At 74.2% G+C, this 14,951-nt stretch carries 10 protein-coding genes and 1 other RNA gene; 2 read left to right on the forward strand and 9 right to left on the reverse strand.

Annotated elements, in window-relative coordinates:
- Window positions 1–6: 6 nt before the first annotated feature.
- From ACZ58X_RS18680 to ftsE, 6 genes are all read right to left on the reverse strand, one after another.
- Window positions 7–2,310, reverse strand: coding sequence for a HelD family protein (locus ACZ58X_RS18680; RefSeq protein WP_470334711.1), 2,304 nt, complete (start codon window positions 2,308–2,310; stop codon window positions 7–9).
- Between the two features lie 152 nt (window positions 2,311–2,462).
- Window positions 2,463–2,844, reverse strand: a transfer-messenger RNA (tmRNA) gene (ssrA, locus tag ACZ58X_RS18685).
- Window positions 2,845–2,930: 86 nt separating this feature from the next.
- A complete protein-coding gene (smpB, locus tag ACZ58X_RS18690) occupies window positions 2,931–3,407 on the reverse strand; it encodes an SsrA-binding protein SmpB (protein ID WP_350504740.1) in 477 nt (158 codons plus the stop codon).
- Between the two features lie 63 nt (window positions 3,408–3,470).
- On the reverse strand, window positions 3,471–4,607 hold the full coding sequence (locus tag ACZ58X_RS18695; protein ID WP_470334712.1) for a S41 family peptidase: 1,137 nt from the start codon (window positions 4,605–4,607) through the stop codon (window positions 3,471–3,473).
- 113 nt (window positions 4,608–4,720) lie between these two features.
- The gene (ftsX, locus tag ACZ58X_RS18700) at window positions 4,721–5,632 is read right to left on the reverse strand and encodes a permease-like cell division protein FtsX (RefSeq protein ID WP_350504738.1); all 912 of its coding nucleotides are present in this window, start codon (window positions 5,630–5,632) and stop codon (window positions 4,721–4,723) included.
- Window positions 5,633–5,710: 78 nt separating this feature from the next.
- Window positions 5,711–6,400, reverse strand: a complete 690-nt coding sequence (gene ftsE, locus ACZ58X_RS18705; protein ID WP_360239098.1) for a cell division ATP-binding protein FtsE — start codon at window positions 6,398–6,400, stop codon at window positions 5,711–5,713.
- A 368-nt stretch (window positions 6,401–6,768) separates the two neighbouring features.
- Here ftsE and ACZ58X_RS18710 point away from each other — a divergent pair, with 368 nt between their 5' ends.
- Entirely contained in the window at window positions 6,769–6,963 is a 195-nt protein-coding gene (locus ACZ58X_RS18710; protein ID WP_030059729.1) for a hypothetical protein, read from the forward strand.
- 147 nt (window positions 6,964–7,110) lie between these two features.
- Here ACZ58X_RS18710 and prfB read toward each other — a convergent pair whose 3' ends face one another.
- The 3 genes from prfB to ACZ58X_RS18725 form a co-directional block, all read right to left on the reverse strand.
- Window positions 7,111–8,226 (reverse strand): peptide chain release factor 2, encoded by a 1,116-nt coding sequence (gene prfB, locus ACZ58X_RS18715; RefSeq protein WP_470334713.1) that lies wholly within the window; start codon window positions 8,224–8,226, stop codon window positions 7,111–7,113.
- 68 nt (window positions 8,227–8,294) lie between these two features.
- Window positions 8,295–9,548, reverse strand: a complete 1,254-nt coding sequence (locus tag ACZ58X_RS18720) for a serine/threonine-protein kinase (protein ID WP_470334714.1) — start codon at window positions 9,546–9,548, stop codon at window positions 8,295–8,297.
- Window positions 9,549–9,807: 259 nt separating this feature from the next.
- Entirely contained in the window at window positions 9,808–11,667 is a 1,860-nt protein-coding gene (locus ACZ58X_RS18725; protein ID WP_470334715.1) for a serine/threonine-protein kinase, read from the reverse strand.
- 352 nt (window positions 11,668–12,019) lie between these two features.
- Here ACZ58X_RS18725 and ACZ58X_RS18730 point away from each other — a divergent pair, with 352 nt between their 5' ends.
- Window positions 12,020–14,938 carry an FHA domain-containing protein gene (locus ACZ58X_RS18730; protein WP_470334716.1) on the forward strand — a complete coding sequence of 973 codons (2,919 nt, stop codon included), beginning with the start codon at window positions 12,020–12,022 and terminating at the stop codon, window positions 14,936–14,938.
- Window positions 14,939–14,951: the final 13 nt, after the last annotated feature.

Here is a 14,951-nt window from a genome sequence, read left to right on the forward strand (position 1 = left end):
GGGGCGTCAGCCGTGCAGCAGCGCGGGCACGCCGGCCGCGTCCGGCAGGTCGTCAGGTCCGGACAGCACCGTCAGCCGCTGGGTCGCCCGGGTGAGCGCCACGTAGAGCACCCGCAGGCCCGCCTCCGACTCGCCGGCGATGCCGGTCGGGTCGGCGACCACCGTCGCGTCGTACTCCAGGCCCTTGGCCTCCAGGCTGCCCAGCACCACCGCGCGCTCGCCCAGGCCCTCGGCCCAGCCGGCCGCCTCGGCCCGGCGGTCCATCGGCACCACGATCGCCACGGTGCCGTCCACCTCGCCCAGCAGCCGCTCCAGCTCGCCCCGGGCCGCCTTGCCGAAGGCCTCCGGCGCGGGGTCGGTGACGGCCGCGAAACGCGGCTCCACGCCCACGTGGCGCACCGCGCTCGGCGAGGGCGTGCCCGGCGCGGCCAGCGCCAGCACCCTGGCCGCGACCTCGGCGATCTCGGCCGGGTTGCGGTAGTTGACGGTCAGCGTGAAGCGGCGGCGCGGCTTGCCCGCCAGCACCTCGTCCAGCGCGGCCTGGGCCTCCTGCGGGAACGGCCAGGAGGACTGCGCCGGGTCGCCGACGATCGTCCAGGTGGCCATCCGGGAGCGCCGGCCGATCATCCGCCACTGCATCGGGGTGAGGTCCTGGGCCTCGTCCACGATCACGTGCGCGTACTCCTTGCGCTCCACCGGCTGGCGCTCGCGCTGACGGGAGTTGCGGTCGGCGAAGGTGGTGACCTCCTCCAGGCCGCTCAGCAGGTCCACCGCGTCCACCTCGCGGACCTTCGGGCGGGCCGGCTCGCCGAGCAGCACCTGGAGCTCGTCCACCAGCGCCACGTCGTGCGCGGACAGCTCACCCTCGCCCTGCGGCGACAGGTGGCGCCAGGAGGCGGCCAGCAGCCTGGCCTCGTCCGGGGTGACGGCACGGCGGGCGATCCGGTTGGTGTGCCGGGCCTGCTTGAGCGTGCCGAGCACCCGGCGCGGGGTCAGCGCGGGCCACCAGGCGTCCAGGAAGGCCAGGAAGGACGACTCGTCCGAGACGTAGTCGTCGAAGGACTCCTTCTCCTCCTGCCGCTGCTCCCGGGCGTAGTGGTCGGTCGGCCTGGGCAGGTGCCTGGTGGCCTCCTGCCACAGGGCGTCCAGCAGCAGCCGGCGGGCGCGCGGGCGCAGCAGGTTCAGCGGGGTGCCGCCGGAGCCCACCACGTTGCCGCGGACGGCCTTGAGCCGGCCCGCGTCCAGTTTCAGCACCTCGCCGCGGGCGACCACCTTGAGCTCCTGCGGGGCGCCCAGCTCCAGCGCCGCCCGGGCGGCCCGGCGCAGCAGGTGGACCATCCGGGCCGAGCCCTTGACCCGGGCCGCCTCCGGGGCGTCGTAGGTGCCGGCCTCGATGCCGTCCACCAGCGAGCCGACCGCGCGGATCGCGACCTGGCCCTCCTCGCCGAGCGAGGGCAGCACGCCCTCGGTGTAGGAGACCAGCAGCGCGGTGGGCGAGACCACCAGGATGCCCCCGGCGTAGCGGCGGCGGTCCTGGTAGAGCAGGTAGGCGGCGCGGTGCAGGGCGACGGCGGTCTTGCCGGTGCCGGGGCCGCCGGTGACGAGGGTGGCCCCGGCCGCGGCGGCCCGGATCACCTCGTCCTGCTCCTTCTGGATCGAGGAGACGATGTCGCGCATGGAGTGGCTGCGGGCGCGGCCCAGCGAGGCCATCAGCGCGCCGTCGCCGACCACGGCCAGTTCCCGGCCGCCCAGGGTCGGGGTGAGGTCGGGGCGCAGCAGGTCGTCCTCGACGCCGATCACCTTGCGGCCCTTGGAGCGGATCACCCGGCGGCGGATCACCCGGCCGGGCTCCACCGGGGTGGCGCGGTAGAACGGCGCGGCGGCCGGGGCCCGCCAGTCGATCACCAGCGGGCCGTACTCGGCGTCCAGCACGCCGAGGCGGCCGATGTGCAGGGTCTCGGCGACGGCCGGGTCGGCCGGGTCGAGCGGGGTGTCGGAGGGGATGCCGTGTTCCTCCGGGGCGTCCGCCCGCTGGAGGTCGATCCGGCCGAAGAGGAAGTCCTCGAACTCGTTGTTGAGCCGCTGGAGGTGCGCGCCGGCCCGGTAGACCTGGGCGTCGCGCTCGGCGAGGGCGCCGGGAGTGCCGACCTGGACCCGCTTGGCGGCGTCCTCCAGGATGTACTCCGCCTCGGCGAGCTTCTCCTCCAACCGGTGGTAGACGGTGTCGAGGTGCTGCTGCTCACCGGCGATCTCACGTGCGCGGACGGTCTCGTGATCGGCGGTGGGGGTGGTGTCCGTGTTGCTCTGCATGGCCTCGGTGGTTGCGACGGAATCCGGCTCCGGAAAACGAGCGGACGGATGATCCTACGCCGCGACCCCCCGCACGCGCTGCTCCGGAACGTACAAAATCCGAAGGCCGCCCTCCGCATCAGCGGTGGACGGCCTTCGGTGTGAACATGGGGTGGTGGAGATGCCGGGAATCGAACCCGGGTCCAGTGGAGTTAATTCAGGGCTTCTCCGAGCGCAGTCCGCTGTGATTTTCTCGGCCCTGGCGGTCACACGGACAAGCCGCCAACAGGCCCAGCTGCTGTTTGATTTCCCATCCACCCTCGCAGCCCGGGCGGACGGTTGAGTTCCCTAGATTATGCCAGGGTCCGGGTCGGGAACTCCCCGGTCTGACACCCAAGCGCTATCGGTGCTTATTAGGCAGCGAGAGCGAACTGCTGGGAATCGCGCTTAGAGTTGGCGATTATTTTTTTGCGACACGTGGTTAACGAGATCATTGCCGCGTTCCTCGGCTCGCTTCCCCTGTTTCAACATCCCCTGTCGAAACCGATCATCCCCATGTTTTTTTGAGAAACAGCTCGGACGATGACCGTCCGTGTTGCTGCCGCCATAGTACGCGAGGCGACGGGCGAGGGTCCAGCGGATTAACCCTGGCGTCGCCGGGCCGCCGCCACCGCGCGGGCCGTCTCGCGGGTGTCCTGCTTCTCCCGCAGCGTCTGGCGCTTGTCGTACAGCTTCTTGCCGACCGCCAGCGCGAGTTCGAGCTTGACCCGGCCGTCCTTGAAGTACAGGGACAGCGGGACCAGGGTGTGGCCCGCGTCGCGGACCTTGGTCTCGATCTTCTGGATCTCCATCCTGTGCAGCAGCAGCTTGCGCTTGCGCCGGGCCGCGTGGTTGGTCCACGTCCCCTGGGTGTACTCGGGGATGAAGACGTTGTCGATCCAGGCCTCGCGGTTCTGGATGTAGGCGTAGCCGTCGACCAGGTTGGCCCGCCCCTCACGCAGCGACTTGACCTCGGTGCCGGTGAGCACGAGGCCGCACTCGTAGGTGTCGAGGATCGTGTACTCGTGTCGCGCCTTCTTGTTCTGCGCGATCAGCTTGTGTCCGGTTTCCTTTGCCATAGCGCGGCCATTCTCGCACTTCGACGCCGGTTCGGGCAGCCGCTTTACCGCCGGGCGACCGGGTCAGGACTGGGTGCCGAGGCCGGCCAGGACCCGCAGGGCGAGCGCGTCGGCGTCCTCGCCGGCGGCGGCCGGGACGTCCGGGGCCAGGCCGGTGCCGTCCGGGGAGCGTCCGGCCGGGGTGTAGTAGCGGCCCACGGTCAGCTCCAGCACCGCGCCGTCGGCGAGCCGGCTGGGCTGCTGGACGGTGCCCTTGCCGAAGGTCCGGGAGCCCACCACCACGGCACGGCTGCGGTCCTGGAGCGCCCCGGCGAGCAGTTCGGCGGCGCTCATCGTGCCGCCGTCCACCAGCACCACCAGCGGACTGCGCCGGTCGCCGCCGGGCGGGGCGGTCAACTCCCGCTTCTCGCCGCGCTCCTGGTAGGAGCCGACGGCGCCGCCGTCCAGGAAGCTCCCGGCGGTGCCGACCGCCTCGTCCAGCAGCCCGCCGGAGTTGCCGCGCAGGTCGAGCACCACACCGGCGTGCGGGGCGCGCAGCGCGGCGCGCACCTGGTCGGCCACGCCGCTGGTGAAGGCCCGGACGGTGATCCGCAGCACGCCCTTGTCCAGGTGCTCCGCGGTGACCTGCCGGCTGTCCAGCAGCACCCGCCGCAGCCGCAGTTCGCGCACCTCGCCGCCGTCGCGCTGGACGGCCAGGGTGACCTCGGAGCCGGCCCGCCGCTCGTCGCCCTGCCCGCGCAGCCGGGCGACCACCTCGGTGACCGGCAGCCGGTCGGCCTGGTCCCGGTCGATCCGCAGCAGCCGGTCGCCGGGGGCGATCCCGGCCTCGGCGGCCGGTCCGGCCGGGGTGACCTGGGAGACCTCGGTGACGCCGTCCTCGCCGCGACCGACCGACAGCCCGACCCCGGGATAGCGGCCGTCCAGGCCCTGGCTGAACTCCGCGTACTCCTGGGCGCTGTAGTACGCGCCCCAGCGGTCGCCGCCGGCCGCCAGCAGGTGCTCGGCCTGCTGCTCGGACAGCGCGGCGCCCGCCGGGTCCGCCGGGAGCCCGGCGGCGGCCGGGGCCAGGTCCGCGGAGGCCCGGCGCGGCGGGTCGCCCGGGCCGCCCCAGGCACCGGTGGCGGCGCCGCCCAGCAGCACGGCACCGAACACCAGGCTGAGGGCGGCCACCTGACGTGCCCTGCGCGGAGTTTGCAGCATGGCAACGGAGTGTAGACACCGCACCCCGCGCGGCGGGCCGGAACGACGGAGCGCGGAACGGCGACGGCCCCGTACGGCGCAGTGCCGTACGGGGCCGAAGCAACCTCCGGGGGTCAGACCTTGAGGTACTTGCGCAGGGTGAAGAACGCCGCGATGCCGGCCATGCCCATGCCGACCACGACCAGCAGCGGGATCACCGCCAGCACCGAGCCGAGGCCGATGAAGTGGATGAACTGCACCCGGTCCGCCAGCCAGCCCTGGACGAAGAAGTGCCCGCCGACCAGCAGGCCGGAGGCCAGCGCCGCGCCGAGCAGCGCGGAGAACGCGGCCTCGGCGATGAACGGCATCTGGACGTAGAAGTTCGAGGCACCGACCAGGCGCATGATGCCGGTCTCGCGCCGCCTGCTGTACGCCGACACCCGGACGGTGTTGACGATCAGCAGCAAGGCGACGAACAGCATCAACACCATGATCACGAACGCCGCCGTCTGCAGGCCGTTGAGCAGGCCGAACAGGTTCTCCAGGATCTTCCGCTGGTCCTCGACCGACTTGACGCCGGGCTTGCCCGCGAAGGCGCTCTGGATGACGTCGTACTTGGTCGGGTCGTTGAGCTTGACCCGCCAGGACTGCGGCATGGCGTCCGGGCCCAGGACGGAGATGAGCGGGTTGTCCGGGTTCATGTCCTTCCAGTGCTTGTACGCCTCCGCGGAGCTCTCGTACGTGGACGACTGGACGACCGAACTCATCTTGTCCAGCTGGTCCTTGATGTCCTGGACCTGCTGGTCGGTGGCCGCGCCCTTGTCGCACTGGGGCGAGTTGCGGGCATCCGCCTTGGTACAGAAGTAGATGCTCACCTCGACCTTGTCGTACCAGTACCCCTTCATGGAGTTCACCTGGTCGCGGACCAGGAGCGAGGAACCGGCGAGGGCGAGGGAGAGCGCGACGCTGACCACGACCGCGATGGTCATGGTCAGATTGCGTCGGAGACCCACACCGATCTCCGACAGGACGAACTGGGCACGCATGCGGGAAACAACTCCAGGGTCGGTACTGCGCGGTCTGGCGGGCCGGGCCGGCGGGCCCCACGGGTCAGCGCTGGTCGGTCAGTGCTGGTATCCGTAGACGCCGCGGGCCTGGTCGCGGACGAGCAGCCCCTTGTCGAGCTCGATGACGCGCTTGCGCATCTGGTCGACGATGGCCTGGTCGTGGGTGGCCATCAGCACCGTGGTGCCGGTGCGGTTGATCCGGTCGAGCAGCTTCATGATGCCGACCGAGTTCTGCGGGTCCAGGTTGCCGGTGGGCTCGTCCGCGATGAGCAGCATCGGGCGGTTCACGAAGGCGCGGGCGATCGCGACGCGCTGCTGCTCACCACCGGACAGCTCGCCGGGCATCCGGTCCTCCTTGCCGCCGAGGCCGACCAGCTCCAGCACCTCGGGCACCACCTTGTTGATGGCGCTCTTGGGCTTGCCGATCACCTCCAGCGCGAAGGCGACGTTCTGCGCGACCGTCTTGTTCGGCAGCAGGCGGAAGTCCTGGAAGACGGTGCCCAGCTGGCGGCGCATGTGCGGCACCTTCCAGTTGGACAGCTTGCCGAGGTCCTTGCCCAGCACGTGCACCGAGCCCGTGGAGGGACGCTCCTCCCGCAGGCAGAGCCGCAGGAAGGTGGACTTGCCCGAGCCGGACGAGCCGACCAGGAAGACGAACTCACCCTTCTCGATCTCCAGCGAGACGTTGTCCAGGGCGGGACGGTTCTGCTTGGGATAGGTCTTGGAGACGTTGTCGAATCTGATCACGGCTGCATCACGGAGGCCATCCTAGGCGGCGCCAGTCCTCGGTCGATCCGCCCCGGAGGCCCGGTCCGGGGGCGGGCGATGGGAGCGCGGACGGCCGCTCCCGGTCTGGGACCATACGCGAACCTGCGGTGCGCCCGCAGGGACAGCCCAGGACGGACTCCGGAATCTGGGGGAGAATGTCCGGTTGTGCCCCGATAATTGCGAGCCATCTCACAGCCCGGGAGCCGGAACGGCCAGAACCTGGCAGAGTGGAGGTGGCGACCGTGTCCGGTCGCTCCCCCGTACGGGGCAGACTCCCCCGTACAGGTAGGAACAGGGAACCAAAGCCCCGTCCGGTGCGTTGGCTGTAGCAGCGAGGAGGAGATCGCATGACCTGCGACCATCTGGTGTGCGCCAACTGCAACGGCCGCGTCAGCGACGGGCGTTGCCCGGTGTGCCGCGCCAACCGGGCCCGGCTGCAGGAGCAGCAGGGGCCGTTCGCCGCGCTCTCCCCCGCGATGCTGCTGGCCCTGCTGGCCGGACTGCTCGCGGTGGCGCTGATCGCGCGGCAGGCGCTGGCCTGACAATCTTGCGGTACGACGAAGGGCCCCGACCGCAGCGGTCGGGGCCCTTCGCGTGTGCCGACGGTTACTCGGCGCCGGTCTCACGCTGCTCGCGCCGGCGGATGCCGGCCTCGATGCCGTGCTGGATGTTCATCGAGGCCGGAATCCTCACGCCTCGTTCGAGGTCTCGCGCTGCTTGCGCCAGCGGATGCCGGCCTCGATGAAGCCGTCGATGTCGCCGTCCAGGACGGCCTGCGGGTTGCCCGCCTCGTACGCGGTGCGGACGTCCTTGACCATCTGGTACGGGTGCAGCACGTAGGAGCGCATCTGGTTGCCCCAGGAGCTGCCGCTGTCCTTGAGCGCGTCCATCGCGGCCTTCTCCTCCTGGCGGCGCCGCTCCAGCAGCTTGGCCTGGAGGACGTTCATCGCGGAGGCCTTGTTCTGGATCTGCGAACGCTCGTTCTGGCAGGAGACCACGATGCCGGTCGGGAGGTGGGTGATGCGCACCGCCGAGTCGGTGGTGTTGACGCCCTGGCCGCCGGGGCCGGAGGCGCGGTAGACGTCCACCCGCAGCTCGCCCTCGTCGATCTCGACGTGGTCGGACTGCTCGACGACCGGGAGCACCTCGACGCCGGCGAAGGAGGTCTGCCGGCGGCCCTGGTTGTCGAAGGGCGAGATGCGGACCAGGCGGTGGGTGCCCTGCTCGACCGAGAGGGTGCCGTAGGCGTAGGGCGCCTTCACGGTGAAGGTCGCGGACTTGATGCCGGCCTCTTCGGCGTACGAGGTGTCGTACACCTCGGTCGGGTACCCGTGCCGCTCGGCCCAGCGCAGGTACATGCGCATCAGCTGCTCGGCGAAGTCGGCGGCGTCCACGCCACCGGCCTCGGCGCGGATGTTGATCAGCGCCTCGCGGGAGTCGTACTCGCCGGAGAGGAGGGTGCGGACCTCCAGCTCCTCGACGGCCTTCTGGAGCGAGACCAGCTCGGCCTCGGCCTCGGTGCGGGTGTCCGCGTCGTCCTCGGCCTCGGCGAGTTCGAACAGCACGCCCAGGTCGTCGATGCGGCTGCGGAGCCCCTCGACGCGGCGCAGTTCGCCCTGGAGGAAGGAGAGCCGGCTGGTCACCTTCTGCGCGTTCGCGACGTCGTCCCACAGGGTGGGGGCGGCTGCCTCCTCCTCCAGGACCGCGATGTCGGCCCGGATCTTGTCCAGGTCGAGGACGGCCTCGATCGACCCCATGGTCGTATCGAGGTTCTTGAGCTCTTCGGAAGGATCGACGGCTGCCACGCCCCCAGCGTAATGGTTCCGGGGGTGGTCATGACGACACCCCCGGTTCCACTGCCGTTCCCTCCGGGCTACGGAGCCCGCGGGGCGGTGCCGTGCACGGCCGGGCGGGCCGGGTGGCCGCCGCCCGGTTCGGTGGCCGCGAAGGCCGTCCAGGCCGCGGCGGCGCCCGCCAGCAGCAGCACGGTGGCCAGCAGGACGGCCAGCATCCGGCGCCGGCGCAGCAGGGCCGCGCGGTCCCGGCGGTGGCCCGGCGCGGTGCGCTGGGCACGGGACTCGGCGGCGTACGCGGCCAGCTCGTCGGCCGAGGGGCGGCGCAGGCTGGTGTGGGTGTCCCGGGTGGAGTCCGGGGCGACGCCCGGCACCAGCGGGACGGCCGGGCCGCGGCGGCGCTTGTGGGTGCCCGGGCCGGCGTCCACCTCGGCGTAGACCGCCTCGCCCGGGGTCAGCTGCTCCTCGGCCGGGGCGCGGCCCTGGGAGGGCACGACCAGCACCGGCAGACCGGCCAGCGAGGGCAGCTGCTCGCGCAGCCGGGCGGCCAGCTCGGCGGCGCGCAGCCGGGAGGCCGGGGCCTTGGCCAGGCACTCGGAGATGATCCGCCACAGCCCGTCCGGCAGGCCGGGGATCGGCGGCACCTGCTCGGTGACGTGCCGGCGCAGCACCGCGCCGGTGTGGCCGCCGCCGAACGGGGTGAAGCCGGCCAGCAGCTCGTACAGCACGGTGGCGAGGGCGTAGATGTCGACGGCGGCGCGCGGCTCCAGGCCCTCGATGATCTCGGGGGCGAGGTAGTCGGGGGTGCCGATGATCCGGGTGGCCCTGGTCCGGCGCGGGGCGTCGACCAGGCGGGCCACGCCGAAGTCGGTGAGCTTGGCGCGCGGGGCGCCGCCGGGGCCGGGGGCGGCGGCGAGGTCGAGCAGGACGTTCTCCGGCTTGACGTCGCGGTGGACGATCCCGGCCGCGTGCGCGGCCGCCAGGCCGTCCGCGACGTCGGCGATGATCGAGGCGGCGGCCTGCGGCGGGAGGGCGCCGTCCCGCTCCAGCCGGGAACGCAGGTCGGTGCCCTGGACGAGTTCCATCACCAGGGCGAGGTCGCTGCCGTCCACGACCATGTCGCGCACGCCGACCACCCGGGGGTGGTCGAGGCTGGTCAGCGCGGTGCGCTCCTGGACGAAGCGGCCGACCAGCACCTGGTCGGCGGCGAGGTCCTCGCGCAGCAGCTTGACCGCCACCGGGCCGTCGGGCCCCTCACCGAGCCAGACCGTCCCGGCCGAACCCCGGCCGATCACCTGGTGGACGGTGTACCGGCTGCCGATCTTGCGTGCCAATGCTGCTCCGTGGGCGGCGCGGGAGCGCTCCGGGGGTCCGGGCGCGCTCGGTGGGGCGGGACAACAGCGACCAACCTACGCGCCCGGACCCCCCGTGCGGGCCGCCTGGGGGCCGTGGATCGGCACTCGGGGGCGAGAAATCTCGGGAATTGTCGACAAAGCGTCAATCCTGGCTTCCGGGCCGGGTCCGGACGCCCGGTCAGCCGCCGGGGCGCCCGGCCGCCCCGGCCCCCACCCCCGCCGGCCGCCCGGGCCCGCGTCAGTTGCCGGAGCTGCCGATGACATTGTTCACCCAGTCCCGGGCGGTGTCGAACCAGCCCACGACGTTGTCCCAGTAGTGCGGCAGCGGCGTGAAGTTCCACAGCGCCAGCGCGGCCACCGCCAGCACCAGCAGCACCATCAGGCAGCCCTTGAGGCAGCCCAGCCCCGGGATGTACATCCGGTTGCGGCTGCGCGGGCGCCGCTCGCGCGGCGGGGCGCTCTCCCGGCGGGACGGCTCGCGCGGCTCCTCCCGCGGCGGCCGGGGCTCCCGGTGCTGCGGCGCGGGCGGCTCGGCCCGGCGCGGCACCGGGGTGGGCGCGGGCGGCGGCGGGTAGCCGCCCTGCGTCCGGCCCTGGCCGGACGGGGCCGGCCGGTAGCCGCCGGGCGGCTGCGGACGGCCACTGCCCTGGCCGCCCTGGCCACCCTGGGGCCCCTGGTTGACCTGGTAGGGCGGCGGGGCGACCGGCGGGCGCTGCGCGTAGCCGGGCGGCGGCGCCTGGCGGCGCTGGTCCGGGCGGTGGCCCGCCGGGGGCTGCGGCTGGTGGCCGGGGGCGCCCTGGCCGCCCTGCTGGGCTTGGTAGGGCGGCGGGGCGACCTGCGGGTCCTCGAAGTCCTCCGGCCCGAAGTAGCCGACCTGGGTCTGCTGGTTGCGGTCGCGCGCCGCCCGCAGCTGGGTCTGCCAGGGGTGCGGCGCCTCCTCCGGCGGCCCGGCCGGCGCGACCGGCGGGGGCGGCGGCACGGCGGTGGGCGGCATCACCTGGGTGCGGTCCTGAGCGCCGTACGGGGGCGCGGGCGGCGGCTGGGTGCCCATCACCCGGGTCGCCGCGGCCGGGTCGTACTGCGGGGCGCCCGGGGGCGGGGGCAGCACCTGGGTGCGGTCGTCGGCCCCGAACGGGCCGGGCCCACCGGGGACCACCGGCACGCTGCCGGGCACGGCGGTCGGCCGCGGGTCCGGCAGCAGCAGGGCGCCGACCGCCAACGCCTCGTCCACCGCCGCCGGCGAGGCGTGCACGCCGACCCCGGCCGCGACCACCCGCAGGGCGCGGGCCAGCGCGGTGGCGCTCGGCCGCTGCGCCGGGTCCTTGCGCAGGCAGCGCTCGATCACCGTCCAGAGCGGCTCGGGCATGGTGCTGGGCCGCTGCGGCTCCTGCGCCAGGTGGGCCTGGAGCACCGCCAGGGCGCTGTCGCCCTGGAACGGCTGGCGGCCGGTGACCAGCTCGTACAGCATGATCCCGGCGCCGTAGACGTCCACCGCGGAGGTCTGCGGGCGGCCCTCGGCGGACTCCGGCGCGACATACGCGGGGGTGCCGACGAACTCGTGGGTACGGGTGACGCCCGGGGAGTCGGCCAGCCGGGCGATGCCGAAGTCGGTGAGCAGCGGGTGCATCTGCTCGGCGCCCTGCACCCCGGTGGAGGCGAGCAGCACGTTGGCCGGCTTGAGGTCGCGGTGGACGATGCCGTCGGCGTGGCTGGCCGCCAGCGCGTCCGCGACCTGGGCCATCAGCAGGGAGCCGGCGATCGGGCTGAACGGGCCGTTGGCGCGCAGGTAGCGGGCCAGGTCGGGGCCCTCCACCAGGTCCATCACCAGCGCCAGCAGCTCGCCCTCGACGACCAGGTCGCGGACCCGGACGATGTTCGGGTGGCTCAGCCGCAGCAGCAGCGAACGCTCGCGCAGGAAGCGCATCACCACGTCCGGGTCGGCCGCCAGTTCCTCGCGCAGCACCTTGATGGCCACCTGCTGCCCGGGCTCGCTGCCCGGCACCTGGACGTCCTGGCGCACCAGACCGCGCCAGACCGTCCCGGTGGCGCCCCGCCCCAGGGTCTCCTCAAGCAGATACTTGCTGCCGACTGGCCGCACCTGTCGCACTCCTCGCCGTGCCGCCCGCGGGGCGCTCCCCCGCCGGTGTGCGGTGAGCCTGCCGGGCCCGTGTTTGCGGCCACTCTAACGGTGTCCGTACGGGTTTCAGAGGTGCCCGGCTGGCGGTCGGAGCAGGGTTGGGGGACATCCCCTAGGGAACCACCCGGAGGCGGCCGCCGGGCCCCTCGGCCGGGCGGCCGGGGCGACGGTTGACCTGACCCTCCGTCGCCTCCACCATGGCGATGATCGCAAGATCGTCAAATCCGGTACGGTGCGCGGACCATCCGCACCGGATGGCAGGATGGACACTCGCCACTCGTGTGGCCCAAGGGTCGCCGCGACCGCCCCGCGCGTGCGCGACGACACCGGGCAGCGGTACCAGGCATCACACCAGCAGAAGGGACCCGCGGGCGAGATGCAGATCCGGCTGACCGTCCTCCGACCGCGCAGCGGCCCGGCCGCCGCCGGCTCCGCCATCCCCTACGTGGACGTGCTGGTCACCGCGCCCGTCGGCACCGCGCTCGGCGCCATCGCGGGCGCACTCGCGGGCGCCGTCGGCGTGCGCGGACCACGGGCCGCCACCCATGTGCACCTGTACGCCGGGGCGCACCGGGTGGACGAGCACACCCTCCTCGGCCACCCCCCGCTGCTCGACGGCGCCGTCCTCAGCCTCAACGAGCCCGACCCCACCGCCGACGACGCCGACGACACCCGCGCCGCGGCCGAACTGCGCGTGGTCGGCGGCCCGGACGCCGGCGGCGTGCACCGGCTGCACGGCCGGGAGATCCGGATCGGCCGCTCCGGCGAAGCCGACGTCCCGCTCGACGACCCGGACGTCTCCCGGCTGCACCTCGCCCTGCACCTCGGCGACGACGGCCGGACCACCGTCCGCGACCTCGGCTCCACCAACGGCACCACCCTGGACGGCCGGATCGTCCCGCCGCTGCCGCCCGAGGCCGCCGTTCCGCTGGAACACGGCGCGCTGCTGCGCATCGGCGAGTCCACCCTCCAGGTCCTCGAACCGCTCGGCGAGCCGGCCCGCGCCGCCCTGCCCGACGGCAACGGCCACCTCCAGCTCGCCGCCCCCGGCCCGGCCCGGCCCGCGCCGCCCGCACTCGAACCGCCCACCGCCCCGGAACCCGCCCCGGGCCGCGGCCGCGGCCTCTTCTCCCTGCTGCCCGGCCGCGCCGCCGAGCCGCCCGGCCAGGAGAGCGCCGAACGCCACCACACCGCCGTACGGCTGCGCCAGGCCGCCGCCCAGCGGGAGCGCTGGCCCGACCTCGCCACCGTGCTGCTCAACGCCGTCGGCCCCGGCCCCCGGCTCTGGGAGCGCGGCCCCGGCCACCCCGACGCGCTCACCCTGCGGCTGGGCACCGCCGACCGCCCCGGCGGCGCCGGCACCACCCCCGGCACCATGCTGCCCGCCGTCCCCGTCACCCTCGACCTCCAGACCGCCGGCAGCCTCGGCCTCAGCGGCCCGCGCGAACGCCTCGACGCGCTCACCCGCGCCGTCGTCGCCCAGCTCGCCGCGCTGCACCCGCCGACCGGGCTCAGCCTCGTCGTGGTCGACGCCGACCCGGCCCGCAGCCCCGAGGACCGCGTCGACACCTGGGCCTGGGCCCTGTGGCTGCCCCACCTGCGCCCCGTCGACGGCCAGGACTGCCGACTGCTGATCGGCTTCGACGACGACCAGGCCACCGCCCGGCTCACCGAACTCACCGCCCGGCTCAGCGGCCCGGCCGGCCCCGGCGGCCACCCCGCCACCGTCGTCGTGGTGGACGGCCGCCCCGCCACCGAGGCCGCCCGGCACGCGCTCGACCTGCTGCTGCGCCAGGGCCCGGCGGTCGGCATCTTCCCGGTCTGCCTCGCCGAACAGCCCGAGCTGCTCCCCCGCGGCCTCGGCGCCACCGCCCTGATCACCGGCGAGGTCGGCACCCAGCTCTCCCTGGACCGCCCCGTCGCCCGCGGCCGGGAAACCCTGCACGAGGTCTCGCTGGACGCCGTCTCCGACGCCTGGGCCGAACGGCTGGCCCGCGTCCTCGCCCCGCTGCGCGAGGCCGCCCCGGTCTCCCGCGGCCCGCTGCCCGACGCGCTGCGGCTGCTCGACCTGCTCCAGCTCGACACCGTCACCCCGGCCAAGCTGTCCGCCCGCTGGGCCGCCCACGCCGGCGGCATCGGCGCCGCCACCGCACTGCTCGGCACCACCCGGGACGAGCTGTGCACCCTCGACCTCGCCGACCCCGAACTCACCCTGCCCTCCCCCGACCCCGGCGGCCCGCACCTGCTGATCGGCGGCGCCCGCGGCTCCGGCAAGACCGAGCTGCTGCGCACCCTGGTCGCCTCGCTCGCCGTCTCCGAACGGCCCGAGCGCCTCGCCGTCACCATCATCGAGGGCCGGGCCACCGGCGACGGCCAGGACGGACTGGACGGCTGCACCGAACTGCCGCACGTCACCGGCCGGGTGAACGCCGTCGCCGACCCGCGCGCCGCGCTCCTCGCCGCCGAGGCGCTGGAGGACGAACTCGCCCTGCGGGAGCGGCTGTTCGACGGACTGGACTTCGCCTCCTGGCACGCCACCCGGATCTTGGACGGGCACAGCTTGGACGGGCACAGCCTGGACGGACACAACCTGGACGGGCACACCGCGAACTCCGTACCGGTCCCCGCCACCGTCGGCGCCGCCGGCCCGGCTCCGGCCCCCCGGACCATCCCGTCCGCGCGCAGCGCCTCCGACCCCCGCCCGACCGGCTCCCCCGCCTCCCCCGTCCCGGCCCGGCTGGTCGTCGTCGTCGACGACTACGACGCCCTGCTCTCCCCCACCTCCCCGGTCGGCCGCCCGCTGGCCCGCGCGCTCGCCGCCGTCGCCCGGCGCGGCGGCCCGCTCGGCATCCACCTGGCGGTCGCCACCGGCCGTCCGGAGGAGAGCGCCGGCACCGAGGTGGACGAGGCCGCCCTGCTGCGGATCGCGCTGCGCACCGAGGACCCGGCCGACTCCGACCTGCTGATCCACCTCGGCGACGCGGCCGCCCTCCCCGAGGACACCCCCGGCCGCGGCTACCTGCGCCGCCCGGACGGCGGCGTCACCGCCTTCCAGACCGCCCGGATCAGCGGCCGCATCCCGCGCACCGCCACCCTGCGCCCCACCGTGGTCGCGATAGACCCCCTCCAACTCGGCGCCCCACCCGCCCGCCGCCCGGTCCGCGAACTCGGCAACGGCCCCACCGACCTCGCCCTCCTCGCCAGCGCCCTCCAACGCGCCGCCTCCCGCTGAACCCGCGCGGAGC

The organism is Kitasatospora sp. NPDC040550, from assembly GCF_055594965.1.

Bases quoted from the DNA above. Each gene is read 5' to 3' on its own strand.
- ACZ58X_RS18695 (WP_470334712.1), bottom strand. From the start codon at position 4,607: ATGCTGCAAACTCCGCGCAGGGCACGTCAGGTGGCCGCCCTCAGCCTG.
- smpB (WP_350504740.1), bottom strand. From the start codon at position 3,407: ATGGCAAAGGAAACCGGACACAAGCTGATCGCGCAGAACAAGAAGGCG.
- ftsX (WP_350504738.1), bottom strand. From the start codon at position 5,632: ATGCGTGCCCAGTTCGTCCTGTCGGAGATCGGTGTGGGTCTCCGACGC.
- ACZ58X_RS18710 (WP_030059729.1), top strand. From the start codon at position 6,769: ATGACCTGCGACCATCTGGTGTGCGCCAACTGCAACGGCCGCGTCAGC.
- ACZ58X_RS18680 (WP_470334711.1), bottom strand. From the start codon at position 2,310: ATGCAGAGCAACACGGACACCACCCCCACCGCCGATCACGAGACCGTC.